Origin of the sequence: Domibacillus iocasae, from assembly GCF_001750285.1 — a bacterium.
In the GTDB taxonomy this organism is placed as follows: domain Bacteria; phylum Bacillota; class Bacilli; order Bacillales; family Domibacillaceae; genus Domibacillus; species Domibacillus iocasae.
This window is the reverse complement of sequence record NZ_MAMP01000024.1, coordinates 430,864-457,162: the sequence shown is the minus strand read 5'-3', so window position 1 is coordinate 457,162 and position 26,299 is coordinate 430,864. Positions and strand designations below refer to the sequence as shown.

The window sequence follows — 26,299 nt, the reverse complement described above, 5'->3', positions numbered from 1 at the left end:
TTCATGTCCTGTATAATAAAAGAAGAAAAAATGAATAGTTATTCATTTATGAAAAGGGGATGGAAGGATGAATGCATCACTGGCACTTGAACAAACCGCTTCAGCTCATGCAGGCAAAACGGCTTATACGTTTCTGAACACGTCCGCTACATATGGCGAGCTAAACGAAACAGTCACGCGATTTGCCGCAGGACTGCAATCGCTTGGTCTTCAAAAAGGCGATCACATCGCTTTACTGCTTGGTAATTCGCCGCATTTTATCATTGCGTTATACGGGGCGATGCGGGCGGGCGTCACTGTTATTCCAGTAAACCCTGTTTATACACTAAATGAAATTAGCTATATTTTGCAAAATGGCGACGTAAAAGCTGTTGTCATGCTGGATTTACTACTTCCGGCTACAGAAAACATGCATGAAAGCCTGCCGTCAGTTGAGCATTACATCGTATGCGAATCAGGAGATGAACGTGCGGCTGGAACCACAGCATCCTCATTTACTATTTACTCTAAATTGAAAGCGTTTTCTGAATTAATAGCAAATAGGGATATTTTACAGTGTCCTGACATACATGAAGAAGACACAGCGGTTATATTATATACGTCAGGCACAACAGGCCAGCCAAAAGGCGCGATGCTTACTCATAAAAACATTTATTCAAATGCGCGGGATGTTGCCGACTATTTATCGATTACAGAGAAGGATACAGTCATAACAGTCCTGCCGATGTTTCATGTATTTTGTTTAACTGTTGTCTTAAATGCCCCAATTGTCAGTGGGGCCGAAATGATCATTTTGCCTGCATTTAGCCCGAAAGAAGTGTTCAAAGCTGCGATAGAAAAAAAAGCAACTATTTTTGCCGGTGTGCCAACAATGTATAACTTTTTATTTCAATTTCCGGACTCCAATCCGGCTGATTTTTCATCGATTCGGCTTTGTATTTCAGGAGGCGCTTCAATGCCGGTTTCTCTTTTAGAACAGTTTGAAAAGAAATTTAATGTTCAAATTTCTGAAGGATATGGCTTGTCAGAAGCAAGTCCAGTTACTGCTTTTAATCCGCTGGACCGGCCGCGTAAGGCGGGTTCGATTGGCTGTTCTATTTCAAATGTAGAAAACAAGATCGTCAACGAACTAGGAGAAGAAGTGATACCGGGCCAGGTTGGAGAATTAATCGTAAGAGGGCCGAATGTAATGAAGGGTTACTACAAAATGCCGGAAGAAACAGGGGCCGCCATTCGTGATGGATGGCTGTACACAGGCGATTTAGCCAGACAGGACGATGAAGGCTACTTGTATATTGTAGATCGGAAAAAAGATTTGGTTATCGTAGGCGGCTATAATGTATATCCGCGTGAAGTGGAAGAAGTGTTATATGAGCATGATGACATTGTTGAAGCTGCTGTACTTGGCGCTCCTGATCCGGATTATGGGGAAGCCGTTCTCGCTTTTGTTGTTCAGAAAGGGAATTCACTTACGGAAGAGGAGGTGCTGAATTATTGCAGGGAGCGGCTCGTTTCATACAAAGTGCCAAGATCAGTTGAGTTTTTGCTGGAGCTGCCGAAAAACACAACTGGAAAAATTTTAAGAAGATCATTAAAAGATCAAATTGTAAAAAAGTAACAAAAAGCTGCGCGTGCCCAAAAGGCAAGCGCGCTTTTTTATATTGTTTATGTATAGACAAAAGAGTATTATAATTTGTGGGAAATTAAAAACGGAGGAAATAAGATGGAAACAACTGCTGCTGCACAAAGTGAGTTTAAAGATGGCCTTGCTGCTGGAACAGGTATTGCGATTGGATATGTACCGGCAGCTATAACCTATGGCTTGCTGGCAAAAAGTGCTGGATTGACATTTATTGAAACGATGTCATTAAGTATTTTTGTATTCGCCGGAGCGGCACAATATATTGCGCTCAGTCTCATTACAATCGGAACAGGGATTTTTGAAATTGTGCTGACAACGTTCATTTTAAACATCCGCCATTTTCTTATGTCGGCTGCCCTAAGTGAAAAAACAGAAGAAGAACCAATATGGAAAAAAGCAGCGTATTCGTTTGGGGTTACCGATGAAACCTTTTCGGTTGCCGCGATGAAAAGCGGCTCGATCCATTCTTCTTTTATGGCCGGTCTTATCCTTATTTCTTACTCAAGCTGGGTACTTGGTTCAGGGCTTGGTTATGTAGCGGGAAACGCGATGCCGCCTGTTGTGCAGGAAAGCATGGGAATTGCTTTATATGCAATGTTTATCGGATTGCTTGTTCCGTCGCTTAAAACAAGCTTAAAAGCAGTTCTTCTTGCCGCAACTGCAGCTATATTAAATTGTATTTTTACCTATTCAGGTGCGCTCTCAAGCGGGTGGGCTATTATTATTTCAACACTTATTGCTTCTATCAGTGTTGAAATGGCAGGCCGGGCAAGGGAAAAGGGGGGGATAGAATGAGCATGACAATGACAGCTATTGTTTTAGGAATGACTGTCGTCACGTATATTCCGCGCATGCTTCCATTTGTGCTATTGAAAGGAAAAGAGCTGCCTTCTTTTTGGCAGAGTATTTTGCAAAATGTTCCCTATGCGACGCTCGGTGCACTCATTTTTCCAAGTATTTTAACATTTCATGAAGATCCCTCATTTGCCCTAATCGGAGCAGCTGCGGCTTTTCTTATTGCTTTTACAGGGGCTAATATTATCATAACGGTTCTTGGATCGATTGGTATTTTAACTGTATTGTCGCTTTTTTTATAGAGAGGGTGTTTACGCGCTCAAAAAGCACCCGTATCAACAAGATACGGGGCTTTTTTTTGGTTAAGTTAATGGGGTTTTCATCGCTTGTGGTATCAGCATGAAGGAGTTAATCAAGATGCTTGATATGTTTTCTCCAAGCGGTTTAATTCATCAGACAAAGCAATAAATGCAGAACGGTCACCTTGATCAAGAGAGCGATCGATTTTTTCCATTAATGCGGCTTTTTCTTTTTTGTATAAAATATCGCTTAGGAAGCTGTCGATAAATTCACTAATTACTGTTTTCTCTTTTTCACGGGGCATCGGGGACTTCATCATCTCGGCAAAATAATTATTGTTTTCCATTTTAATCACCTCGGATACCTTTTTTTTATTATATGGGATTTTAAGAAACTAATCAACAGAAAGTTTAAAATTTTTTGAAAATTATTTCATGTGGCAAATGGGACAATTTTACTGCAAAATGGTAACATGAAGAAGTGCGAATAAATAAATAGAAACGGGTGAATCAAACAAATGAACAAGCAGCCGGGTAATGCAATCAACGAATACGTGATCAATGAAAACACACTTTTTTTAGAGCCGGTTCGTTACGGAGAGTATACGAAAGTGTACGAAAAAAACAGTGAACCGGTCATGATAAAAAAAACACCGTTGAAAATTATTCGGCATAGCTGTATCCGGCACCTTTCAACTTATGATGGAAGAAGAGAAGCTTCTGCTAAAGTGCTTGGCATCAATCGGAAAGTTCCCATTAATGTTGATCATTTGAAAGGTACTTATCTATTCCCGACGATTTCTCATTTAAAACCTGATTGTGTATGGATTACACTTTCTCATTTAAAATATTTGGAAAAGGTCGATAAAAAACAAACGAAAATTACATTTATGGATGGGCAGTGGATTGTCATTCCTGTATCGCCTCTTGCCGTTCATAATCAGATTATGATGACAAAAGAACTTTATGAGCGGGGCAATGCAGAGACGCCCTCTATCCGAACGGAAAAAGTGGCTCGCGCCCAATATGTTGTTGGAGTGAAAGAAAACGTTATTTCGTTTTTTTATCCGCAAAATAGGGAATGAGCATGTACAGGATTGATAATGAAAGGGAACAAGTAAATGAATTTTTCAATAGATCAAATTATGGAGTGGATTCAGCAATATGAATCATTTGGACCGCTTCCGGGTTTTTTACTGCCGCTTCTCGAAGCATTTCTGCCTTTTTTGCCTCTGTTTGCTTTTGTGCTTGCCAATGTAAATGCCTTCGGACTTTGGCTTGGCTTCCTTATTTCTTGGGGAGGAGCCGTAACCGGTTCTTTTATTGTTTTTTTACTTATTAGGAAGTTTGGACAGCAGCGCATTTTAACATTTTTGCAGAGAAATAAACAAGTAAGTCAAATGATGAATTGGATCGATCGTCATGGCTTTGCGCCAGTGTTTTTGCTGCTGTGCTTCCCATTTACGCCTTCTGCTATTGTAAATGTAGTCGCAGGCTTGTCACACATTAGCGTTGTTCAGTATTTATTTGCCGTCATGGCAGGTAAAACGGTGATGATTTTTACGATCAGCTATGTTGGTCATGACGTTTTTGCGCTCATTCATCAGCCGGGCAGGACTGCCGTTATTATAGCGGTTATGGCACTTTTATGGGTAGCAGGCAAGCAGTTGGAAAAGCGTCTTCAAAAATAAAAAACCGTTATGTTCTGGTTTTTTATTTTTTGAATTTTGACCGAACGTATGATCTTTGGTATAGTAATAATAAAGAAAAAGGGGGAATCGGGATGGCATTGCAATTTATTATTGGACGTTCTGGTTCAGGAAAAACAGAGCATATCGTCAATGAGATTAAAGAGCGTCTTCGCCGGCTGCCAAACGGAAAACCAATCATCTATATTGTGCCAGAGCAGATGTCGTTCCTGTCTGAATACCGCCTCGCCTCTGACCAGGAGATCGGCGGTATTATTCGGGCGCAGGTGTATAGCTTTACGCGGCTTGCATGGCGTGTTTTACAGGAAGAAGGCGGCATGAGCAGGCAGCATATTACACCAGCTGGCCGCAATATTTTAATTCGGAAAATTATCGAAGAACATCGTAATGAGATGGCTGTTTTCTCAAAAGCGGCTGATAAAACAGGGTTTGTCAGCACAGTTGAACAAATGCTGACTGAATTTCGCCAGTACTTAATTTCGCCGGATGAAATGGCGGAGCACCGAAAGAACGTTCCTGCTGCACTTGCAGACAAAATAAGTGATCTGCAAACGATCTATTCTTCCTATGAACAAGCTTTAGCTGGAAAATATACAGACTCGGAAGATTATATGAGGCTTTTAGCGGAAATGGCTGCAAATTCTTCCTACATACAAGAAGCGGATATTTATATTGATGGATTTCACAGTTTCACACCACAAGAATATGAAGTTATTCGTGTGCTGATGAAAACTGCAAACGAGGTAACCATCGCTTTAACAACAGATCGCCCGTTTCGGGATGAAGATCCAGTTGATACACATCTGTTCCGTATGCCGGGCCGTTCTTATCATGACCTATATGAACTGGCAAATGCAGAAGAGGTTAATATAAAAAAAGATCTTGCTATGCACGGTCATAAGCGCCAGGAAGCGGCTTCGCTTATTCACCTTGAAAGGCAATTTGACAAACGTCCGGCGAAACATTCCGCAAACAGTGAAGGAACATCTCTTTGGCAGGCGGCAGGCAGGCGTGCTGAAATCGAAGCGGCAGCGCGTGAAATCCGCCGCCTATCCCGTACTGAAGAACTGCGATATAAACAAATTGCACTGCTTGTACGGAATGGCGAAGAATATCGTTCGATCATTGAAACCGTTTTTGATGATTACAGCATTCCGTTTTTTATCGATCAAAAACGGCCAATGCTCAATCATCCACTCGTTGAACTTATTCGTTCGTCGCTCGAAGTCATTGGCGGAAAATGGCGTTATGAAGCCATTTTCCGTGCGATAAAAACAGATTTGCTTTTTTCATTCGATCAGCCGCGTGAACAAATTCGGCGCAGTATGGATTTGCTTGAAAATTACGTGCTCGCTCATGGCATTTACGGTGAGCGTTGGACGAATGGTGAGCGTTGGACGTACCGTCGTTATATGGGATTGGAATTTACCGCTGTTGCCCAAACAGATGAAGAGCGTTTATTTGAAGATCAATTAAACGAAATGAAAGAATTTATTGCCGCACCGCTTTTTAGATTGGAAAAGCGGCTGAAACGGGCAAGAAATGCAATGGAATGCTGCCGTGCGCTGTATCAATTTATTGAAGAACTCAATATTCCGGAGAAAATGGAGAAGCTTTCAATGGAAGCGGAAGATCGCGGAGAACTGACAGAAGCAGCCCAGCACAATCAGGCATGGGACGCGGTGATCGGCATGCTTGATGAATTCGCGGAAGTGGCCGGTGATGAAGAAATGGACGCGAAAAAATTCGCCGCGGTTTTAGATGCCGGACTTGAAGCGCTGGAATTTTCGATCGTGCCACCGGCGGCTGATCAGGTTATTATTGGCAATCCGGAAAAATCAAGGCTTGCCGACATTCATACCGCCTTTATCGTTGGTATGAATGATGGCGTTTTTCCTTCCCGGCAAATGGAAGGTGGAATTTTAGATGATGAAGAAAGGGAAGCCCTTCTTTCTTCTGGGATGCACGTTGCACCTGGCAGCAAAACAAAGCTGCTTGATGAAGAGTTGATTGCTTACCGGGCGTTCACAGTTCCATCAAATCGCCTTTACGTTTCATGGCCGATTGCCGATGCAGAAGGAAAATCATTGCAGCCATCCCCATATATAAAAAGAATACATGAATGGTTTCAGCAGATAGAAGAGGTTATTATTGCCAATGATCCCGCTGATCTGCCAGCAAAGGAACAGCTCTCTTACATTTGCCATCCGGAACCAACGTTATCGTATTTGACATCTCAGCTTCAGATGAAAAAACGAGGATATCCCATTTATTCATTCTGGTGGGATGTATACAATGTTTATATAGAAAGCAACAGAAAAAAAGCGGGATTTGTTCTCGACAGCTTATCATATGAAAACAAAACGGAGTCACTAAAAGATGAGACAAGTCTCGATTTATATGGAACCGATATGATTGCAAGTGTATCAAGAATGGAGACATTTTATTCCTGCCAGTTTAGCCATTTTGCCCGTCACGGTTTAAAGCTCCGCGACCGGCTTGTTTATCGCCTTGAAGCGCCGGATATTGGGGAATTGTTCCACGGAGCGCTGAAGTGGATTGCGGAAGAAGTAGAAAAAAGAGGGCTGAAATGGCCAGAGCTGACATCGGAACAATGCCAGTCTTTTGCCAAAACAGCCGTGCAGGAGCTGGCACCGAAGCTGCAAAATCGAATTTTAATGAGCTCGCATCGACACCTATATATTCAGAAAAAATTAGAACAAATTATTGCACGTGCGTCAACGGTACTTAGTGACCAAGCGAGGGTGAGCGGTTTTTCTCCGCTTGGCATTGAACTCGCTTTCGGCCCGCGTTCGGAATTGCCACCGCTCGTTTTCGAGCTGAAAAACGGGGCGCGTATGTCGCTGGCAGGCCGCATTGACCGGGTCGACCGGGCAGAAGGAAAAGAAGACACATATTTGCGGGTGATCGACTATAAGTCAGGCAGCCGGGATGTGGACATGACAGAGATTTACTATGGCTTTGCGATGCAAATGCTGACATATCTTGATATCGTTGTCACGAACGCGCCACTTTTAACTGGTACTGAAGCGCGCCCAGGCGGTGTTTTATATTTTCATGTTCATAACCCTTATTTGAATACAAAAAAATTTATGACCATTGATGAAATTGAAAAAGAACTGTTGAAAAGCTTCCGGATGAAAGGAATTGTACTTGGAGAAGACGAAGCGATTCATTTAATGGATGAACAGCTCGATACAGGAGACTCGCTCATTATTCCAGCAGGATTTAAAAAAGATGGCACATTATCCGCACGTTCAAAAACGGCGGATGATGAGGAGTTTAAAGCAATGAGGGGTCATGTGCGCAGCTTGTATGAAAAAGCGGGCAACGAGATCGTTTCAGGCCGTGTAGATATTACACCGTATCGTTACAATAAAAAAAAGCCATGTACATTTTGTTCGTATCGGCAAGTGTGCCAATTTGACGACACACTTGAAGAAAATCAGTACCGAATCATCCGTCCGAGAAAAAATGAAGAAATTATCGAAATGATGAAGGAGGAAGACGATGAACAGCTATAACATTCCTACCAAGCCCGAGAACGCGCGATGGACAGATGATCAATGGAAAGCCATTTATGCAGAAGGCAGCGACATTCTTGTTGCTGCAGCGGCAGGTTCCGGAAAAACCGCTGTTTTAGTCGAGCGGATTATTCAAAAAATGATCCGCGATGAATCGCCAGTCGATGTGGACGAGCTTCTTGTTGTCACTTTTACCAATGCAGCAGCGGCAGAAATGCGGCAGCGAATCAGTGAGGCGCTTGAACGTGAAATTGAGAAAAATCCGTCTTCCAGCCGTCTTCGCCGTCAGCTTCGCTTATTAAATAAAGCATCCATTTCCACGCTGCATTCGTTTTGTTTAGAAGTCATCCGAAAATACTATTACATGATTGATATTGATCCAGGGTTTCGGATTGCTGATGATACAGAAGCAGCGTTAATTCGGGATGAAGTGCTTGAAGACTTGCTCGAAGAAGAATATGCGAAACCGGACAATGATTCTTTTTTCCAATTAGTTGATACGTTCTCCGGCGATCGAAGCGATGTGGAGCTTCAAAAATCAGTTATTCGCTTATTTGACTTTTCAAGGTCGCACCCTGATCCAGATCATTGGCTAAAGAAGCTATCTTCTTTGTATGAAGCGACAGAGACAATTGATGATCTTCCTTTTATTCATTCATTGAAAAAGGATATCCGCTTTCAGCTTGAGAGTGCCCTTTCCCTGCTGGAGGAAGGCTTAATGATGACTGAATTGCCTGGAGGTCCCACGCCGCGGGCAGAAAATTTCACAATTGATCATGCAATGGTGAAAACACTCATCCAATGTGAAACGTGGGAAGAATGGTACAACGCTTTTCAACTTGTGAAATTTCCAACGCTGAAAATGTGTAAAGGCGATGAGTACGATGAAGGGCTGAAAGAACGATCTAAAAATGTCAGGGACCAGGCGAAAAAAATGATTATTGAGTTAAAAGATACTTTTTTTTCACGAAAGCCGGAAAACTGGCTGAATGATTTAAATGAAATGAAGCCAGTTGTAGAACGTTTGTCACAGCTCGTTCACATGTTTTCAGTGCGTTATGCAGATGTAAAGCGGGAAAAAGGCATCACAGACTTTAGCGACTTAGAACATTACACGTTAGCCATTTTAATCGAAAATGGACAGCCATCCAAAGCAGCAAAAGCATACAAAAACCGCTTTAAAGAAGTGCTGGTGGACGAGTATCAGGATGTTAATATGGTGCAGGAGACCATTGTGAGACTTGTCTCGAAAGACGATGAACAATCAGGTAATTTATTTATGGTGGGCGATGTGAAGCAGTCCATTTACCGTTTTCGTCTGGCAGAACCGGGTCTTTTTCTCGGTAAATATAATCGCTTTAACGAAGATGGTATTGGGGCGGGGCTGAAGATTGGCTTGTCCCGGAATTTTCGAAGCCGAGGAGAAGTGCTGGACGGCACGAATTATGTATTTCAGCAAATTATGGGGACAGAAGTCGGAGAAATTGAATACGGGGAAGCGGAAGCGCTCGTTCCGGGAGCATCCTATCCCGAGGCGGAATACCCGATTGAAGTGGCCGTTATTAATAGCAACGGCCCGGAAGATCCAGACGGGGATGAAATGGACCGTGAGGATGCGGAACAATCTCAGCTTGAATCGCGCTTGATCGCCTCGAAAATTAAAGAGCTGATCCAGTCAGGCCACTTGGTTTATGATTCAAAAACGAATTCAGAACGGCCGGTTCAATACCGGGACATTGTTATCTTAATGCGTTCCCTTACATGGGTGCCGGAGATGATGGAAGAATTTAAGCATGCTGGCATTCCTGTGTACGCCAATACATCCGGCGGTTATTTTCAGGCGACAGAAATTTCGGTGATGCTGTCACTGCTTCATGTGATCGATAATCCATTTCAGGATATCCCGCTTGCGGCTGTGCTTCGTTCACCAATTGTCCGCTGTACAGAAGATGAAATGGCAACGATTCGACTTGCATCCAAAAAAGGAAGCTATTTTGAAGCATTGCTTGCGTTTATGGAAGATACAGGTAGCGATGCGTCATTAAAAGAAAAAGTGAGTCCATTTATGGAGCAATTGGAAAGGTGGCGCTCAATCGGCCGCAGCGGCGCTTTGTCTGACCTTATTTGGGTGCTGTACCGCGATACGCAATTTTACGCATTTGCGGGCGGGATGCCGGGCGGAAAACAGCGCCAGGCGAATTTGCGTGCCCTTTATGATCGGGCACGGCAGTATGAAGAAACATCCTTTCGCGGTTTATTTCGGTTTTTGCGATTTATTGAACGGATGCGGGAGCGGGGCGATGACCTTGGCACAGCCCGGGCATTATCAGAACAAGAAGATGTTGTCCGCATCATGACAATCCATGCGAGCAAAGGTCTCGAATTTCCGATTGTGTTTACGGCTGCTGCCGGACGCAAGTTTAATATGATGGACTTAAACGGGCGGGTACTTTTTGACAAAGACTACGGGATCGCAGTGAAATATATGAATCCGGAAAAACGGATTGCCTGGCCGTCGCTCATTCAGCTTGCTTTCCAGCGGAAAAAAAAGCTGGAACTTCTGGCAGAAGAAATGCGTGTTTTGTATGTGGCGATGACTCGGGCAAAAGAAAAGCTGATTATAACAGCCTCTATGAAAAAACTAGAGAAAAAAATGAACAGCTGGACGCTTGCAGCAGACCATCCGGCAAATCTGCTTAAAGACGCAGTCCGGGCATCTGCTTCATCATACGTTGATTGGATTGGTCCTGCGCTTATGCGCCATATCGATTTAAATGGCAGTCATGCTCACTTTTTAGATCATCCGTCGCGCTTTCAATTTTCGGCAGTAGAAGCAGACAGCCTGCTGGTCACAGAAATAGAGCAAAAAGAGCAGGAAGAATCTTGGCTGGACGTGATCAAACAGCGCCAGCCGTATCATGAACACTCTGACGCGAAAAAAGAAATCGAAAAACAAATGACGTGGCAATACGGTTTTTCAGAAGCCGTTCGCCTTCGCTCGAAACAATCAGTCTCAGATTTGAAAAGATCAAACGACATTTACAGTGAAGGGGCGGCAAATGAAACGGCTCGTTCGTATCGGCGTCCGATCTTCCGGCGTCCACGTTTTGTGCAGGAAAAGCAGCTTTCACCTGCCGAAGTTGGAACAGCAGTCCACACTGTTATGCAGCATATTGACTTGAGCAGGCCTCCATCTGAGGTGGCAGTAGAACGGCTTCTTGAGAACCTTATTGAAAAAGAACTGCTGACGATTGAGCAGACGGAAGCAGTAAATGCAGGAGAAGTGGCCGCTTTTTTTGCTACCGAACCAGGTCGCATGCTGCTCGATGCCGATCAAGTTCAGCGTGAACTGCCATTTAATATGGGCATGACGGCACGGGAAGCAGGAATGGGCGAATCGGATGAGGTTGTTCTTATTCAAGGAGTTATTGACTGCTTATTTGAATACAAAGGACAGCTTTACTTGCTTGATTATAAAACGGATAGTATTACCGACCGATTTGCCGGTGGTTTTGATGAAGCAAAGCCGATTTTGGCAAAGCGATATGAAGTGCAGATTTCTCTTTACGCAAAAGCAGTTGAGCGGATTTTGAAACGCCCGGTCGAAAGGAAATTTGTTTTCTTTTTAGATGGGGCTCATGTTGTAGAATATGTGTAATCAATCCACTTTCTGTTATGATGAATAGGCAGTCATAATTAAGAAGGGAAGTGTTTTATTGCAGCATGTACAACAGAATGAATCGGCAAGAATTGTGTCCATTGATGTACTGAGGGGATTGTCTCTTTTTGGTATTTTCCTTGTGAATATGCTGTCATTTCATTCTCCTTATTTTTATTACAACCCATATGAATGGTGGAAAACATCGCAGGACTTAATTGCCTTTTCATGGATTGATGTGTTCGTGCAGGCAAGCTTTTATCCTTTGTTTGCAGCTATGTTTGGGTTCGGCGCGGCCATGCAGCATGAGAAGGCGGTCAAAAGGACGGGCACCTTTCTATGGACAGGCATTCGCCGTTTTTCCTTTTTGCTTGTTCTTGGCCTTCTGCACGCGTTTTTTATTTGGCCGGGCGACATTTTATTTAATTATGCGGTGAGCGGGTTTTTGATCCTTTTCTTTTTGCGCTTTTCCGGCCGGATTCTTTTGATCTTAGGCCTCGTCTTTTTATTTGTGCCGGCTTTTATATTCAGCCTGCTGCTTGTCTTAGCAGCACTGTCAGATCCATACAATTCGTTCTTTTGGACAGACATCACTTCCGTTTCCCAGTCGATTGCGGCATACGGAAGCGGCTCGTATGCAGAAGTGACCTTGCAGCGAATAAGCGACTGGATGAACAATAACATGATGGATGGCGCTTTTTTGTTTCAGCTTATAACAATTTTTCCGTTTTTGCTAATCGGCGCAGGAGCATATAAACAGCAGACACTTGGAAAGTGGGCAGCCAATCCGAAGAAAACGTTACATCTGTTCTTCATTCTTTTTACAGCGGGGCTTTTGCTGAAGGGTATTCCACATATACTAGACCCTAGCCACATGGCTTATATGTACATTCAAGACGCCATTGGGGGACCTGTGCTCGCGGCTTCATATGCCGCGCTTATTGTGTATTTATGCACATTTAATCGCGCGGCAAATCTGCTTTCACCTTTTGCAGAAGCTGGTAAAATGTCATTGACGAATTACTTAATGCAGTCTGTGCTTGGCTCGCTCCTGTTCTACGCTTACGGTCTCGGCTTTTACGGGCAAATTACATTGACAACCGGTATTTTGCTTTGTGTGACGATTTTTGCTATACAAGTAATCATCTCAGGATTATGGCTGAATCGATTTAAACGGGGACCGATGGAAGCTGTTTGGCGGTTTTTTACATATGGAAAAAGGGGATGAAGAAATGAAGTGGATGAGTTTTAAACATGAAGGAAAAGAAAAGTATGGTATTTATTTAACGGAAGACCACGCAGTGGCTGTCGTTTCAGATGAGGAATATGCACCTCCTACGCTTGTTGCCGCCATTGAAGAAAAGCGATTTTTAGATACCGTTTTACATAATGTTGAACAGCTGCCTCGTGTAGATGAAACAACAATTGAGTGGCTGTCACCCATTCCACGTCCATTGAAAAATGTGATGTGTGTTGGAAAAAACTACCGTGATCATGCGATTGAAATGGGCGGGGAAACGAGCGTTCCAGCGCACCCGATGATTTTTACGAAAGCCCCAACGGCCGTCAGCGCACATCATGCACCGATTCCATCTTACAAATCATTAACAGATGCGCTTGATTATGAAGGAGAACTCGCCGTCATTATCGGAAAAAAAGGAAAAGAAATTTCCCGCGCAGATGCGATTGATTACGTTTTCGGTTATACTGTGCTGAACGATGTAACGGCACGTGACCTGCAAAGCCGTCATAAGCAATTTTTTATCGGTAAAAGCTTGGATGGAACATGTCCAATGGGTCCGTGGATTGTCTCGAAAGACGAAATAAAAGATCCGCACCAGCTATCGATTGAAACAAAAGTGAATGGCGAAATGCGGCAGAAATCAAATACGTCGCAGTTTATTTTTCCGATCGATGAAATTATTCACGTTCTGTCAAAAGGAATGACGCTTGAACCGGGTGATATTATTGCAACCGGCACGCCGGCTGGTGTAGGATTTGCAATGAAACCAAAAGCAACGCTTCAGCCTGGTGATATCGTTGAGATTACCATTGAAGGTGTCGGGACTTTGTCAAATACGGTCGAGGTATAATGTGGTAAAATGAAGAAGGAAAAAAAGGAGGAAAATTTGTGGACTTTTTAACATCATCAACACACGTACATATTACAACATGGGTCGTCGCGCTTATTTTGTTTTTCATTGCGCTGAAAAAGCCATCAACCGGTGTTCATATGGGGCTTCGCTTATTTTATGTCTTGATTTTAATTACCGGCTTTATGCTGTTTGTTACATTTGACAGTTTAAATCCAATGCTCTATGGAATAAAAATGCTGGCGGGGATCATCGCGATCGGATTAATGGAAATGACGCTTGTCCGGAAGAAAAAGAATAAAAGCAATGGCGGTGTTTTTGCAGGTGCGCTTGTCGTGCTGCTTATCACGATTATTCTTGGCTTTGCGCTTCCAGGGATTGCTTAAAATTTGGATTTTGTAAAAAAGCTGCGTGAGGAAAATACACGCAGCTTTTTTGCTATAATACATAAAAAGGAGGCTTGTTCATGTTTCCGATCATTTTATGGGGCATGATTTTTATTTTATTTATTGTCACGGTCCGAGCCGTTTCTATTTATTTACGGCCGGCTGATAGAGAAACAAAAGACGAAGCACAGCAGCTTGAAAGAAAAGAAGACCCGTACTCAAACTAACCGCCATTTCCTGAAAAAGGAGAGGCGGTTAGTTTTATATACATACTGAATAGTGCGTTTAATCTGACCGCGTTTCTATTTTTTGTATCATGATTGTTCTTGTAAAAAAGCATTTATTTTGTAATGCGCAGTGGTTAAACCGTGTCGGTTTCTTGAACAATACCTGCTGCAATTGACGCCATGTAGGAAAAAGCGTACTCTAAATGGAGGTTGAACACTTTAGCGCAGGGGGAAACAGGCAGTGAAAAGACGACTATTTTCGCTCGTCATGGTCCCGCTTCTTCTTTTTTCTGCAAATGCGGCAGCCGCAGAGGAAAAAGAGGAAGACTGGCATGATGAAACGATGTATTTTTTAATGACCGACCGGTTTATGAACGGCGATCGCTCGAATGATGAACAGACAGACAATAACGACCCGTCTGCCTACCAAGGCGGCGATTTTAAAGGTATTCAAGACGAGCTTGAGTATTTACAGGAGCTTGGTATGACGTCAATCGTCATCTCGCCTGTTTTTGAAAATGAAGCAGGCGCGTATCACGGCTATAGTATAACGAACTACAGCAAAATGAATTCACAATTTGGCAGCGGGCAGGAGCTGGCGGCGCTTGTGGCCAGTGCGCATGAGAAAAACATTCGCGTCATTGTTGAGTTTCCGGCAACGCGTGTAAGCACGGAGCATGTGTGGCTCGATGATGCCCAAAAAGTGGATTGGTTTACGGAAGCGTCGATTGCTCAGGAGCCGGCTTGGCTTGGAGAAATGGCTCTTTTAAATACCGCCAATCCGGATGTCCAGTCGGCACTTGTCGAAGCTGCGGTAAAGCTGGCGGATGAAACAGGTATCGACGGCTATTTTTTCAGCGGCGCCTCAGCGGCTGAACCGAGATTTTGGACGAAATTCAACGAATCACTTCCAGAGCTGCATTTGATCGGGGAAATGTCAGGAGCCTCTATGCAGGAAGCGGCCGCTTATGAAGAAGCCGGGCTGGATGCTGTCACCTCTTCATGGCTGCAGGAGCCGATTCGTGAGCAATTTGCAACAGTAGACCGCTCGTCTGAGGAAGTAAAAGAGCTTCTTTTAGAAGAACAGAATGTATTAAGCGATCCGCTTGCTGCTGTTCATAAAGCCGACTCTGCTTTAGCAGACCGATTTACGCTTGATATGGCAAGTGAAAATATGTTTCCGGGAGCGCGCTGGAGAATGGCGCTGACATATATGTATACAGCTCCGGGAACGCCAGCCATTTTGTATGGATCAGAAATTGCGCAAAATGGAGAATCTGGTCCTGATTCACACGGACTGATGAATTTCCGGACTGACCAGGAGCTTGTCGATTATATTAAGCAAATTGCCGTGCTTCGGCAGGACCTTCCGGCGCTGCGGCGCGGTTCATATGAGCCGCTTTACGAAGAGGACGGCATGTCGGTTTTTAAACGGCAATATGAAGATGAAACGATTGTAGTAGCCATCAATAACACAGGAGAAACACAGAACATTACGATTTCGGCAGCTGAGCTGGATGAAGAAAAAGAATTGCGGGGACTATTGAACGGAGATATGTCTAGAGCGGCGGATGGCAGCTTTACAATCATTTTAGACCGGGAAGAAGCCGAAATTTACGCATTGGCCGAGAAAACAGGCGTAAATTACGCGTTTATCGCAGCAATGTTGGCTGTGTGGATTGTTTTTGTGATATTTCTTTATCTTGTTTGGAAACGCGGCAAAAAAGCGGCAAAATCATCATAAAACAAGCCTCACCGCATACAAAGCGGTGAGGCTGTTCTTTTAAACAAAAGTTTTAAGCGACAGGCGCTCTTCTAAAAAAAGAGCAATGCCGTCTTCTTCGTTCGACAGCGTTGTTTCGTTGGCGATCGACTTTAATGCTTCGATACCGTTGCCCATAGCGACGCCGGTACCGGCATACTCAATCATTTCAAGATCATTGTCCTCATCACCAAACGCAATGATCCGTTCAGGCGGAATACCGATCCAGTCAGACACTCGTTTTAATCCAACGGCTTTGCTCAAGCCGCTTTTGACAATTTCGATCACATGCCAAGGAGCGGCCCAGCGCCGGTGGTCAATGACTTCCGCGTGCACATCGCTTAAATGCCGCCGAATATCCGGCACTTGCTCCTCTGTTGCGTGAATAAGCATACTCGTTGGATGGTCGGTGAGTTTTTTACGCAAATCGCCGGTTGTGACGAGCGGACTGCCCATGTTAAACACATCAATCAGCTTTTCATCGTGATAGTGAAAATAAACACTATCAAGCACTTCGGCAATAATATTGTGGAAATCAAAATCATGGCATGCTTCCACAATATCAACTGCTGTTTTCAATTCCATCGGTTCGTGAAACAATCCCCATTTTTGATTGCCGGGGTGATGAACAAAAGCACCGTTAAAATTAACGATGGGTGTTTTTAAGCCAAGCTCAGCATAATAAAAGGAGCTTGATCGAAACGGGCGGCCTGTTGCAATCATCACCTCATGCCCATGTTCCATCGCTTTTTGAATTGTATTTTTTGTACGGGGAGAAATGGTTTTTTCGTCGGTTAATAACGTACCATCGAGGTCTAACACAATTAAATGTTTTTCCATACGGCCCAATCACTCCTTTGCCAGTTCTTCTTTTAGTGTAGAGGGGATGGACATTGTTTGTAAAGGAGCAGGCTTTTCACTCATCATTTCAATCGATGTCTGTTATGATAGGGTTATACGCATTCAAGGAAGGAGTGTTTGAAATGGATCAGGATTTAAAAGAAAATATCATGGGCGCGCTTGAACAGGTCGTCGATCCCGAACTTGGCATCGACATCGTCAATCTTGGGCTCGTGTATGACGTAGATATGGATGAAGCCGGTAAAACGACAATAACCATGACATTAACATCAATGGGCTGCCCGCTTGCAGGCGTTATTGTCGACCAGGTAAAAGCAGCATTATCCGGCATCCCGGAAGTAACAGAAGTGGAAACAAATATCGTCTGGACACCGGTTTGGTCACGTGATATGATGTCACGCTATGCAAAAATCGCCCTCGGTATTCAATAAGGGTCAAGGGCTAAGAGCGCGGCGGCCGTTCAGGACCGGCAGGCGTAAGACGGACCAGCAGGGTAGCGCTCATTGTCATCAGCTGTGACGGCTTATGACCGAGTGGGTGGCCGCCTGGAGCTGGACATGGATAAAAAAAGAAGGTTCCCCGGCGGAACCTTCTTTTTTTAATCTATTTGACAAATATCAATGGGGCAGTTTTCACAATTAATTTCTCTTTTTAAATAGTCAATATCGCAAAGGATAATCTAGCTCCGCTTCCTTCACCTTTTACCACGTCAGGAACAAAACAACAGGGCCGACAATAAAGCAATACAAGGCGAAATAAATTAAGTTTCCTTTTGCCATAATATGCATAAACCATTTTAATGAAAAGTAGGACATGACGAATGATCCGATAAATGCGAGCAAATATGGAACTGCGAGCTCACTGAGCATCGGATCATTCAACAAGTCACTGATGCTTAAAATCATGCCTCCAAAGCTGATTGGAATAAAGAGCAAAAACGAAAAACGCAGTGCAGTTTCCTGCTTCATTCCAAGTCCCATCGCTGCCACGATGGTTGCGCCAGACCTGCTGATGCCAGGAATAAGCGCAACAGCCTGAGCAAGACCGATAATGACTGCGTCACGCAGTTTCATGTCGCCATCATTTTTGCGCCCGCACAAATTCCGGATTAAAAAAAGGGCAATTCCGGTAATAATAAGCGTTATTGCTACGGTTTTAACACTGGATAATTTTTCGGAAATATAGTCGTTAAACAAAAGGCCAATGACACCGGCCGGAATCGTCGCAATAATGATATAGACGATAAACATAAACTCCGAACGGTCAGCAGGATTACGGTGCTTTACATAGTGTAATCCGTTTGATATGAGCCGCATAATGTCCTTGCGGTAAACGATCAGCACGGCAAAAAGCGAGGCCGTATTGACGAGCAGTTCAAATGTCAGCCCTTCAATTTCCATGCCGAAAAAATACTGGGCAAGCTGCAGGTGGCCGCTCGAAGAAACCGGAATTGGCTCGGTTAAGCCTTGAAACAAACCTAAAAATAAATATTTCAGCCATAAAAAAAAGTCTTCCATTCTCATCCTCCATTTTTCATGCTTCTGCTAGTTTACCAAGTTAAAAAGAATTTTTCACGCCGTTTCCTTTGCGTAAAAAAAAGGAATCTTTTAAAATGAAACAAAAGGTCAAAAAAGGTCAAGGAGGTTCTTGTCAATGAATATGGAAAAAATGACGTATACGATGCAGGAAGCACTTGCAGCCGCCCAGCAAAGTGCGGTAGAACGAAACCATTCGGATGTGGATACCGTACACATGATGACATCGCTTGTTTCAAAAGAAGATGGACTGTTTGGCCGTATTTTTGAACGAGGGGGACTTTCAAAAGCCGTATTGCTCAAGTTCGCACAGCAGGAAATTCAATCTAAGCCGGCTGTGTCCGGCAATGCCCAATACGGCGCTTATTTGTCGGGGGGGTTAAACACATGGTTTCAAAAAGCGGCGGACGTGCAGAAGGAGTGGAAAGACGCCTTTTTATCTGTTGAGCATATGGCCGCTTCTATCTTTTCTGCGGGTACAAAAATAACCGAATTGATGAAAAAAGAAAATGTGACAGAAAAAGCAATTTTGACTGCGATTCAAGACATAAGGGGGAATGAAAAAGTGACAACACAAAATCCGGAATCGGGATATGAAGCGCTGGCGAAATACGGACGTGATTTAGTAGAAGAAGTACGGGCGGGCAAAATTGATCCAGTGATTGGACGTGATGATGAAATTCGTCATGTTATTCGTATTTTGTCACGAAAAACAAAAAATAACCCGGTGCTGATCGGTGAGCCGGGCACAGGAAAAACAGCGATTGTTGAAGGGCTGGCCTGGCGGATTGTCCGTAAAGACGTACCGGACGGGTTAAAAGATAAAACGATTTTTTCGCTTGATATGAGCTCGCTCATCGCCGGCGCGAAATTCCGCGGCGAGTTTGAAGAACGGCTTAAAGCGGTCTTAAACGAAGTGAAAAAAAGTGACGGACGCATCTTATTGTTTATCGATGAAATTCACACGATTGTCGGTGCCGGCAAAACAGAAGGGTCGATGGACGCCGGCAATATGCTGAAGCCGATGCTTGCGCGGGGCGAACTGCACTGTATCGGGGCCACAACGCTTGATGAACACCGCCAGTACATTGAAAAAGACCCAGCTTTAGAACGCCGTTTTCAGCCGGTGCTCGTATCAGAACCAACAATTGAAGATGCGATTTCGATTTTGCGTGGATTAAAAGAAAGATTTGAAATTCATCACGGCGTGAACATTCATGACCGGGCCCTGGTGGCGGCTGCGACCCTTTCCAACCGGTACATTACGGACCGGTTTTTGCCGGATAAAGCGATTGATCTTGTCGACGAAGCCTGTGCCATGATCCGGACAGAAATTGACTCAATGCCGTCGGAACTGGATGCAGTGATGCGCCGGGTCATGCAGCTGGAAATTGAAGAAGCAGCCCTACGGAAAGAAAAAGACCGTGAAAGTGCGGCGCGTCTTGAACAAATTCAAAAAGAGCTGGCGGATTTAAAAGAGCAGGCTGATGCAATGAAAGCGCAGTGGATGAGTGAAAAAGACGCTATTATGAAGGTGAAAGACAAGAGGGAAGAGCTGGACCGTCTGCGCCGCGAGCTGGAAGACGCGGAAAGCCGCTACGATTTAAACCGGGCGGCTGAACTGCGCCACGGGCAAATTCCAGCGGTTGAAAAAGAGCTTTCAGAGCTTGAGACAGCGGCTTCTGCTGATAGAGACGACCGTTTGCTTCGCGAAGAAGTGACGGAAGAAGAAATTGCTTCCATTGTCGCCCGCTGGACCGGTATTCCAGTGACCAAGCTTGTGGAAGGAGAGCGCGAAAAACTGCTCCGGCTAGAAGAAATTCTTCATGAGCGGGTGATTGGCCAAGATGAAGCGGTGTCCCTCGTCAGTGATGCGGTCCTTCGCGCGCGTGCTGGCATTAAAGATCCAAACCGGCCAATTGGCTCGTTCTTGTTCCTTGGTCCGACCGGGGTTGGAAAAACGGAGCTTGCGAAAACGCTCGCTGACGTGCTGTTTGACAGCGAAGAGCAAATGATCCGCCTTGATATGTCAGAATACATGGAAAAGCATTCAGTTTCACGCCTTGTCGGCGCGCCTCCAGGATATGTAGGATACGAAGAAGGCGGCCAGCTGACAGAAGCGATCCGGCGTCGTCCATATTCGGTCGTGCTACTTGATGAAGTGGAAAAAGCCCATCCTGATGTATTTAATATTTTGCTTCAAATGCTGGATGACGGCCGCATTACCGATTCACAAGGACGGATGATCGACTGCAAAAACACGGTAGTCATTATGACGTCTAACATCGGATCTTCTTACTTGCTGGAAGCGGGGGGAGAAGGAGAAATTCCAGAAGATGCAAAAAATAACGTAATGGCACAGCTTCGAGGTCATTTCCGTCCGGAATTTTTAAACCGTGTCGATGACATTGTCCTCTTTAAGCCGCTGACACGTGAAAATTTAAAAGGGATTGCGGGAAAAGTATTAGAAGGACTGGCACATCGTCTGCTTGACCGTGGCGTAACCCTTCATGTGACCGGTGCGGCAAAGGAAAAAATTGCGGAAGAAGGGTACGATCCGGTCTTTGGCGCCCGGCCGCTTAAACGGTTTATTCAGCGGCAAATTGAAACGCAGGCTGCCCGTGCGATTATCGCCGGCGATATTTTACCTGGATCGGAAGCAGTGATCGATGTGAAAAATGAGGAGTTAGTTGTGAAGAAAGTCTCGAGTGAATGAACATAAATCCGCTAAACGGACATAAAAAATGGCGCATCCTTCAAAGGGAGCGCCTTTTTTTCTTATTCGTCCAATAAAGCTTCTTTTTTGCCAAGATCGTACGCCTCTTGCATGACGTTCATAAACAAGCCGAAAAAAGGTTCCGCCATTGCCGGTGAGAACTCAATACCGGCTTCTTTCATTTTTTCTTGCGCTTCCGGCAAATATTTCATCGCAATTTGCATAAACTCCATATTTTTTTCCATTATAAAAATCTCCTTTTCAGTTGCAGCTGATTTTTATCTCTATTTTAATGTATCAGCAAAAATCGTCAAGAAAAAGCAAAACTTTTTTATGCCGGTGCGTTGATAATATGCTAATATTATGGTCAGAGTACATAAAAACGACTAAAGGAGGGTTCCTTGTGCAATATCTTATGACGTTTGTCTGGACACTTATTTTGTCTGAAATGGTTGTATACGTTGTGTCTTCAATGAACGGAGCGGCATTTCACGCTGAAACAGGCGTTTTGATTTCAATTGCTGCAACGATTTTGTTGTTCATATTAACTGCGTTAATCCCGAATGATCCGATTGAAAAGCATTAAAATGAAAGCGGGTTCCCAATTGGTGGAATTCGCTTTTTCCTATTTAAACATTGCATTTTGGATAATTTTTCAGTAAAATTAGTACCAAGTCATAATAATTGATATTACAAAAGTGTGCGAAAGAAGGTGCGTTTTTTTGAACGCTGGAATATGGGGAATGGGACGGTATATGCCAGATCAAGTTATCACAAATGCTGATTTAGAAAAAAAGATGGATACATCAGACGAATGGATTCGTACCCGCACAGGCATCAAAGAGCGACGCATTGCTGAAGACAGCATAGGAACCGTGCACATGGCTGTAAGGGCGGCGGAAAAAGCGATTAAAAATGCAGGTATTAAACCTGAAGAGATTGATTTAATTATAACGGCAACTGTCACGCCAGATCACCAATTTCCTTCTGTATCATGTGAAATCCAGCATGAAATTGGTGCAATAAATGCAGCTGCAATGGACATTAGTGCGGCATGTGCCGGGTTTATGTATGGGATCATTACGGGAAAACAATTTGTAGAAACAGGCGCTTATAAACACGTACTGGTTATTGGGGCAGAAAAGTTGTCCACACTCATTGATTGGGAGGACCGGAATACCGCTGTCCTTTTCGGAGACGGGGCGGGGGCAGCTATACTCGGACCGGTATCTGACGGACGAGGCATTTTATCGTTTGAACTCGGTGCAGATGGACGCGGTGTCAAACATTTGTATGCAGATAAATATGTAAAAATGAACGGCCGTGAAGTTTTTAAATTTGCGGTTCGCCAAATGGGAGAATCCTCAATCAGCGTTCTTGAAAAAGCAGGATTGACGAAAGAGGATGTTGACTTTTTAATGCCGCATCAGGCAAATATCCGCATTATGGAGTCAGCAAGAGAGCGTCTTGGCCTCCCTCTTGAAAAAATGTCGGTGACGATTGATCGGTTCGGTAACACATCATCAGCGTCGATTCCGATTACAATGGTCGAAGAAATTGAAAAAGGAAACATAAAAGATGATGATGTCATTGTGATGGTCGGTTTTGGCGGCGGATTAACATGGGGTGCCATTGCAATGAAGTGGGGACGCTAAACGGAAACTAACAAAGAGGTGGAGAACGTGGAAAAACGAAGAGTAGTTATTACCGGACTCGGGCTTGTCTCGCCGGTTGGGAATACAGTAGAAGAAGCGTGGAATAGCGTCGTAACAGGGAAAAGCGGCATCAAGCCGATGACGCGTTTAAATCCGGATGATTACCCGGCTAAAGTAGCAGCGGAAATTCGCGATTTTGACCCGGAGCAATTTGTAGAAAAGAAAGAAGCACGCAAAATGGACCGTTTTACTCAGTTTGCGGTTGCGGCAGCAAAAATGGCTGTAGCGGACGCGAAGCTTGAAATCACCGAAGAAAATGCACCGCGTATCGGTGTTTGGGTCGGTTCAGGTATCGGTGGAATGGAAACATTTGAAAACCAGTACAAAATATTTTTAGAGCGCGGCTACCGCCGGGTCAGCCCATTTTTTGTCCCAATGATGATTCCGGATATGGCTGCAGGCCAAGTATCCATCTATCTGGGCGCAAAAGGCGTAAACTCGTGTACGGTAACGGCTTGCGCCACTGGAACGAATTCGATTGGTGACGCGTTTAAAGTTATTCAGCGCGGCGACGCCGATGCGATGATTTCCGGCGGAACAGAAGCGCCGATTACCCAAATGTCTGTAGCAGGATTTTGTGCCAATACCGCGTTATCAAATAATCCAGACCCTGCAACAGCGAGTCGCCCGTTTGATTCAGGTCGTGACGGTTTTGTCATCGGTGAGGGAGCAGGTATTGTTGTGCTGGAAGAATTAGAGCACGCCAAGGCGCGCGGCGCGCATATTTACGCTGAAATTGTTGGTTACGGGTCGACCGGAGATGCCCATCACATTACAGCACCGGCACCGGATGGTGAAGGCGGCGCGCGTGCGATGAAAATGGCGATTGATGATGCAGGTCTTGACCCATCTGAGATTGACTACATTAATGCGCACGGAACGAGTACGCCTTACAACGATAAATTTGAAACAGCGGCGATTAAAACCGTATTTGGTGATCATGCGAAAAAGCTCGCCATCAGTTCAACCAAATCAATGACGGGTCACTTATTGGGTGCCGCAGGCGGTGTTGAAGCAATTTTCACAGCACTTGCGATTCAACATGACCTCATTCCGCCAACGATTAATCTGCAAAATCCGGACCCGGAATGTGACCTTGATTACGTGCCAAACGAAGCGCGTAAAGCTGATGTTCGTGCGGCGATGAGCAATTCGCTCGGATTCGGCGGTCATAATGCAACAATCGTACTCAAACAATACAACGATTAAAAAAACAGGCTGCGGCCTGTTTTTTTTGTGCCTGTCCGGCATATACATAACGGACAAGCTGCGGGGGCGTGATCGAATGAGGTTCATTCTTTTTTTAACCGGCTTTGGCCTGGCAGTGGCGGGAGGAATTAGCTTTATCATGTACTTTAACTTGCTTGCAGCAGGCATGACATGGTCAGATTATCTTTCATTTACAATGCGCCGGCCGGAATGTTATTTATTTTTCATCGGCTGGCTGCTCATGTTTTTTGGTTTTATTGAATAAAGTAACAAAAACGTGTCGATAATGAACCCATAAAACGGTAATCAAGGAGGAATTTGATGCTGTACCTTCATGACGTGTGGGTGAACTGGTTTGAGGGAGAGGAAAATGGCTGCAACGTATGCCCGTATCACGAATGGCGAAAAGACGATGGAATGATGCTGCTTGATCAAGTGCCGGTCCTTATTCTGCATAAAAATGTGATGGATTTTTTTGAACAGACGCTTTGTGAATTGCCAAAAGAATTGCTGAAAAAAGTGGAAAGCAAAGCTTTTATCCGAAAAGGAAGCAAACGGGAAATGATGGAGTATTGTTTTATAGCATCAGATGGTGACCGGACGATGGCGGTTGATACAAATGGTTATCGTGTACCGATTAAAAAAAGCCGAATTATGCCACAGCATGAATTAATCGTCCGGGAAATGGCCGATTGTCATCCGGCAGAACCATTTTATTTTCCAGAAATGATTCAAAAAACGTACAGTTTAGCAGAACCGGCACCTGAATGGATGGCCGGGTTGACGAGGAAAGAGCGACAGCTGAAACAGCTTCTTTTGATGGCAGTTGAACAGCTGATTGAATCAGATCATGAGCCAGCGCTGAAGTACTGGCTGACGGAGTGGCAGCCGGCAAAATACGAAGTCATCCGGCAAATGGACTGGGAATCAGCTGTAAAGATGTTTAGTGAAACGATTATTGTCGGCTGGAGTTCTGCCCATGAACAATTGTGCGCACAAATGATCAAGGGGCGCCCGTTTTTCGAAAAAATGTATGAACAGGAAATGAGTATTGCGACTTGAACTGTCTGATTGTCTGCGTTGCTTACGATTAAGCCGTCATATAAAAAAACGTTCCAGGCAAAGCCTGGGACGTTTTTATTTACGCTTGCGGCCAAGACCCATAGCGTTTTCCATTTTCTTTAATGTTTTGCCTGCCGTGCGACGGGCTTTTTCGGCACCTTCATCTAAAATTCGGTCAAGTTCTTCAGAATCAATCAGCTCATGGTACCGTTCCTGAATAGGGCTAAGATGCTTAACAACCACGTCTGCCACCGCCTGCTTAAAATCGCCATAACCTTTTCCATCAAATTGCTTTTCAAGATCTGCGATGGAGATACCTTCAAGAGCGGAATAAATGGACAGAAGATTAGAGACGCCGGGCTTGTTTTCCTTGTCGTATTTGACGACACCGTCGGAATCAGTCACCGCGCTTTTAATTTTTTTCTCGATTTGTTTCGAATCATCCAAAAGAGTAATAAAAGCCTTTTGATTTAAATCAGATTTGCTCATTTTTTTCGTTGGTTCCTGCAGCGACATCACGCGTGCGCCTTCTGTTGGAATTCGTACTTCCGGAATGGTGAAAATGTCGTTGTACTTTTTATTGAATCGTTCTGCTAAATCACGTGTTAATTCAAGATGCTGTTTTTGGTCCTCGCCGACCGGTACAATGTCTGTTCCATATAAAAGAATATCTGCCGCCATCAACGGAGGATACGTTAATAATCCAGCTGAAACAGCTTCTTTGCCGGCTGACTTGTCTTTAAACTGTGTCATGCGTTCCAATTCGCCAATGTACGCTACACATTGAAGCATCCATCCGGCCTGCGCGTGTGCCGGCACTTCAGATTGAATAAATAAGGTCGCTTTTGAAGGATCAAGACCCACCGCTACATAAAGCGCCGCCAGACTGCGGATGTTTTTACGCAGCTCAAGCCGTTCCTGCTGCACCGTAATCGCGTGCTCATCTACAATGCAAAAAAAGCAATTGTAGTCTTCTTGAAGTTCTACAAACTGTCTCAAGGCACCGATGTAATTTCCTAATGTTATCGTACCGCTCGGCTGAATGCCGGAAAAAATCGTTTTCACCATAGGTCAAATCACTTCGT

24 protein-coding genes are annotated in these 26,299 nt (G+C 44.3%); 19 read left to right on the top strand and 5 right to left on the bottom strand.

Translation table 11 applies throughout. From position 1 onward, the window contains the following. Window positions 1–67: 67 nt before the first annotated feature. From BA724_RS16355 to BA724_RS16345, 3 genes are all read left to right on the top strand, one after another. The gene (locus BA724_RS16355) at window positions 68–1,618 is read left to right on the top strand and encodes a fatty acid--CoA ligase family protein (protein WP_069939728.1); all 1,551 of its coding nucleotides are present in this window, start codon (window positions 68–70) and stop codon (window positions 1,616–1,618) included. A 105-nt stretch (window positions 1,619–1,723) separates the two neighbouring features. Next, on the top strand, window positions 1,724–2,437 hold the full coding sequence (locus tag BA724_RS16350) for an AzlC family ABC transporter permease (protein WP_069939727.1): 714 nt from the start codon (window positions 1,724–1,726) through the stop codon (window positions 2,435–2,437). Further along, window positions 2,434–2,739 (top strand): AzlD domain-containing protein, encoded by a 306-nt coding sequence (locus tag BA724_RS16345; protein WP_069939726.1) that lies wholly within the window; start codon window positions 2,434–2,436, stop codon window positions 2,737–2,739. Before BA724_RS16350 ends, BA724_RS16345 begins: the two co-directional genes overlap by 4 nt. A gap of 110 nt (window positions 2,740–2,849) precedes the next feature. On the opposite strand, the gene BA724_RS16340 is transcribed toward BA724_RS16345, so the two are convergent. Next, on the bottom strand, window positions 2,850–3,083 hold the full coding sequence (locus tag BA724_RS16340; RefSeq protein ID WP_069939725.1) for an IDEAL domain-containing protein: 234 nt from the start codon (window positions 3,081–3,083) through the stop codon (window positions 2,850–2,852). A gap of 171 nt (window positions 3,084–3,254) precedes the next feature. Between BA724_RS16340 and BA724_RS16335 the strand changes: the two genes are divergently transcribed. The 9 genes from BA724_RS16335 to BA724_RS16300 all read left to right on the top strand — a co-directional run bounded on the left by BA724_RS16335 (window position 3,255) and on the right by BA724_RS16300 (window position 16,098). After that, complete coding sequence (locus tag BA724_RS16335; RefSeq protein ID WP_069939724.1) at window positions 3,255–3,821, top strand: competence protein ComK; 567 nt, start codon at window positions 3,255–3,257, stop codon at window positions 3,819–3,821. 36 nt (window positions 3,822–3,857) lie between these two features. After that, window positions 3,858–4,427 (top strand): TVP38/TMEM64 family protein, encoded by a 570-nt coding sequence (locus BA724_RS16330; RefSeq protein ID WP_069939723.1) that lies wholly within the window; start codon window positions 3,858–3,860, stop codon window positions 4,425–4,427. Window positions 4,428–4,519: 92 nt separating this feature from the next. Then, window positions 4,520–7,990 (top strand): helicase-exonuclease AddAB subunit AddB, encoded by a 3,471-nt coding sequence (addB, locus tag BA724_RS16325; RefSeq protein ID WP_069939722.1) that lies wholly within the window; start codon window positions 4,520–4,522, stop codon window positions 7,988–7,990. After that, window positions 7,977–11,648 (top strand): helicase-exonuclease AddAB subunit AddA, encoded by a 3,672-nt coding sequence (addA, locus tag BA724_RS16320; protein WP_069939721.1) that lies wholly within the window; start codon window positions 7,977–7,979, stop codon window positions 11,646–11,648. Before addB ends, addA begins: the two co-directional genes overlap by 14 nt. Window positions 11,649–11,706: 58 nt before the next feature. Beyond that, complete coding sequence (locus BA724_RS16315; protein WP_069939720.1) at window positions 11,707–12,876, top strand: DUF418 domain-containing protein; 1,170 nt, start codon at window positions 11,707–11,709, stop codon at window positions 12,874–12,876. 4 nt (window positions 12,877–12,880) lie between these two features. Continuing rightward, window positions 12,881–13,741 (top strand): fumarylacetoacetate hydrolase family protein, encoded by an 861-nt coding sequence (locus tag BA724_RS16310; protein ID WP_069939815.1) that lies wholly within the window; start codon window positions 12,881–12,883, stop codon window positions 13,739–13,741. A 38-nt stretch (window positions 13,742–13,779) separates the two neighbouring features. Then, complete coding sequence (locus BA724_RS16305) at window positions 13,780–14,127, top strand: YisL family protein (RefSeq protein ID WP_069939719.1); 348 nt, start codon at window positions 13,780–13,782, stop codon at window positions 14,125–14,127. Between the two features lie 80 nt (window positions 14,128–14,207). Further along, entirely contained in the window at window positions 14,208–14,354 is a 147-nt protein-coding gene (locus BA724_RS18695; RefSeq protein WP_169818568.1) for a hypothetical protein, read from the top strand. Between the two features lie 241 nt (window positions 14,355–14,595). Next, on the top strand, window positions 14,596–16,098 hold the full coding sequence (locus BA724_RS16300) for an alpha-amylase family glycosyl hydrolase (RefSeq protein ID WP_069939718.1): 1,503 nt from the start codon (window positions 14,596–14,598) through the stop codon (window positions 16,096–16,098). 39 nt (window positions 16,099–16,137) lie between these two features. On the opposite strand, the gene BA724_RS16295 is transcribed toward BA724_RS16300, so the two are convergent. Continuing rightward, window positions 16,138–16,956 (bottom strand): Cof-type HAD-IIB family hydrolase, encoded by an 819-nt coding sequence (locus BA724_RS16295; protein ID WP_069939717.1) that lies wholly within the window; start codon window positions 16,954–16,956, stop codon window positions 16,138–16,140. Between the two features lie 143 nt (window positions 16,957–17,099). On the opposite strand from BA724_RS16295, the gene BA724_RS16290 reads away from it, so the two are divergent. Next, the gene (locus BA724_RS16290) at window positions 17,100–17,408 is read left to right on the top strand and encodes a metal-sulfur cluster assembly factor (protein ID WP_046179888.1); all 309 of its coding nucleotides are present in this window, start codon (window positions 17,100–17,102) and stop codon (window positions 17,406–17,408) included. A gap of 270 nt (window positions 17,409–17,678) precedes the next feature. Here the strand turns inward: BA724_RS16290 and BA724_RS16285 are convergent, their stop codons facing one another. After that, on the bottom strand, window positions 17,679–18,494 hold the full coding sequence (locus BA724_RS16285; RefSeq protein ID WP_069939716.1) for an undecaprenyl-diphosphate phosphatase: 816 nt from the start codon (window positions 18,492–18,494) through the stop codon (window positions 17,679–17,681). 136 nt (window positions 18,495–18,630) lie between these two features. Between BA724_RS16285 and clpB the strand changes: the two genes are divergently transcribed. Beyond that, window positions 18,631–21,228 carry an ATP-dependent chaperone ClpB gene (clpB, locus tag BA724_RS16280; RefSeq protein ID WP_069939715.1) on the top strand — a complete coding sequence of 866 codons (2,598 nt, stop codon included), beginning with the start codon at window positions 18,631–18,633 and terminating at the stop codon, window positions 21,226–21,228. A 62-nt stretch (window positions 21,229–21,290) separates the two neighbouring features. Here the strand turns inward: clpB and BA724_RS16275 are convergent, their stop codons facing one another. Continuing rightward, window positions 21,291–21,473: a ComZ family protein gene (locus BA724_RS16275; RefSeq protein ID WP_069939714.1), complete on the bottom strand. Its 183-nt coding sequence runs from the start codon at window positions 21,471–21,473 to the stop codon at window positions 21,291–21,293. 158 nt (window positions 21,474–21,631) lie between these two features. On the opposite strand from BA724_RS16275, the gene BA724_RS16270 reads away from it, so the two are divergent. The 5 genes from BA724_RS16270 to BA724_RS16250 all read left to right on the top strand — a co-directional run bounded on the left by BA724_RS16270 (window position 21,632) and on the right by BA724_RS16250 (window position 25,214). After that, window positions 21,632–21,814 carry a YjzD family protein gene (locus tag BA724_RS16270; RefSeq protein WP_069939713.1) on the top strand — a complete coding sequence of 61 codons (183 nt, stop codon included), beginning with the start codon at window positions 21,632–21,634 and terminating at the stop codon, window positions 21,812–21,814. Between the two features lie 136 nt (window positions 21,815–21,950). Then, complete coding sequence (locus BA724_RS16265; protein ID WP_069939712.1) at window positions 21,951–22,883, top strand: beta-ketoacyl-ACP synthase III; 933 nt, start codon at window positions 21,951–21,953, stop codon at window positions 22,881–22,883. Window positions 22,884–22,910: 27 nt separating this feature from the next. Further along, a complete protein-coding gene (fabF, locus tag BA724_RS16260; protein WP_069939711.1) occupies window positions 22,911–24,152 on the top strand; it encodes a beta-ketoacyl-ACP synthase II in 1,242 nt (413 codons plus the stop codon). Window positions 24,153–24,228: 76 nt separating this feature from the next. Then, entirely contained in the window at window positions 24,229–24,417 is a 189-nt protein-coding gene (locus BA724_RS16255; protein WP_069939710.1) for a YuzI family membrane protein, read from the top strand. 56 nt (window positions 24,418–24,473) lie between these two features. Further along, a complete protein-coding gene (locus BA724_RS16250; protein WP_069939709.1) occupies window positions 24,474–25,214 on the top strand; it encodes a DUF3603 family protein in 741 nt (246 codons plus the stop codon). A gap of 75 nt (window positions 25,215–25,289) precedes the next feature. Here the strand turns inward: BA724_RS16250 and trpS are convergent, their stop codons facing one another. Then, entirely contained in the window at window positions 25,290–26,282 is a 993-nt protein-coding gene (trpS, locus tag BA724_RS16245; RefSeq protein WP_169818567.1) for a tryptophan--tRNA ligase, read from the bottom strand. Between the last annotated feature and the right edge of the window lie 17 nt (window positions 26,283–26,299).

Excerpts from the sequence above, each read along its gene's own strand:
- BA724_RS16340 (WP_069939725.1), bottom strand. The coding sequence starts at position 3,083 with ATGGAAAACAATAATTATTTTGCCGAGATGATGAAGTCCCCGATGCCC.
- BA724_RS16290 (WP_046179888.1), top strand. The coding sequence starts at position 17,100 with ATGGATCAGGATTTAAAAGAAAATATCATGGGCGCGCTTGAACAGGTC.
- BA724_RS16335 (WP_069939724.1), top strand. The coding sequence starts at position 3,255 with ATGAACAAGCAGCCGGGTAATGCAATCAACGAATACGTGATCAATGAA.
- BA724_RS16250 (WP_069939709.1), top strand. The coding sequence starts at position 24,474 with ATGCTGTACCTTCATGACGTGTGGGTGAACTGGTTTGAGGGAGAGGAA.
- addA (WP_069939721.1), top strand. The coding sequence starts at position 7,977 with ATGAACAGCTATAACATTCCTACCAAGCCCGAGAACGCGCGATGGACA.
- BA724_RS18695 (WP_169818568.1), top strand. The coding sequence starts at position 14,208 with ATGTTTCCGATCATTTTATGGGGCATGATTTTTATTTTATTTATTGTC.
- BA724_RS16275 (WP_069939714.1), bottom strand. The coding sequence starts at position 21,473 with ATGGAAAAAAATATGGAGTTTATGCAAATTGCGATGAAATATTTGCCG.
- BA724_RS16355 (WP_069939728.1), top strand. The coding sequence starts at position 68 with ATGAATGCATCACTGGCACTTGAACAAACCGCTTCAGCTCATGCAGGC.
- addB (WP_069939722.1), top strand. The coding sequence starts at position 4,520 with ATGGCATTGCAATTTATTATTGGACGTTCTGGTTCAGGAAAAACAGAG.
- BA724_RS16330 (WP_069939723.1), top strand. The coding sequence starts at position 3,858 with ATGAATTTTTCAATAGATCAAATTATGGAGTGGATTCAGCAATATGAA.
- trpS (WP_169818567.1), bottom strand. The coding sequence starts at position 26,282 with ATGGTGAAAACGATTTTTTCCGGCATTCAGCCGAGCGGTACGATAACA.
- BA724_RS16255 (WP_069939710.1), top strand. The coding sequence starts at position 24,229 with ATGAGGTTCATTCTTTTTTTAACCGGCTTTGGCCTGGCAGTGGCGGGA.
- BA724_RS16350 (WP_069939727.1), top strand. The coding sequence starts at position 1,724 with ATGGAAACAACTGCTGCTGCACAAAGTGAGTTTAAAGATGGCCTTGCT.
- BA724_RS16310 (WP_069939815.1), top strand. The coding sequence starts at position 12,881 with ATGAAGTGGATGAGTTTTAAACATGAAGGAAAAGAAAAGTATGGTATT.
- BA724_RS16285 (WP_069939716.1), bottom strand. The coding sequence starts at position 18,494 with ATGGAAGACTTTTTTTTATGGCTGAAATATTTATTTTTAGGTTTGTTT.
- BA724_RS16295 (WP_069939717.1), bottom strand. The coding sequence starts at position 16,956 with ATGGAAAAACATTTAATTGTGTTAGACCTCGATGGTACGTTATTAACC.
- BA724_RS16345 (WP_069939726.1), top strand. The coding sequence starts at position 2,434 with ATGAGCATGACAATGACAGCTATTGTTTTAGGAATGACTGTCGTCACG.
- clpB (WP_069939715.1), top strand. The coding sequence starts at position 18,631 with ATGAATATGGAAAAAATGACGTATACGATGCAGGAAGCACTTGCAGCC.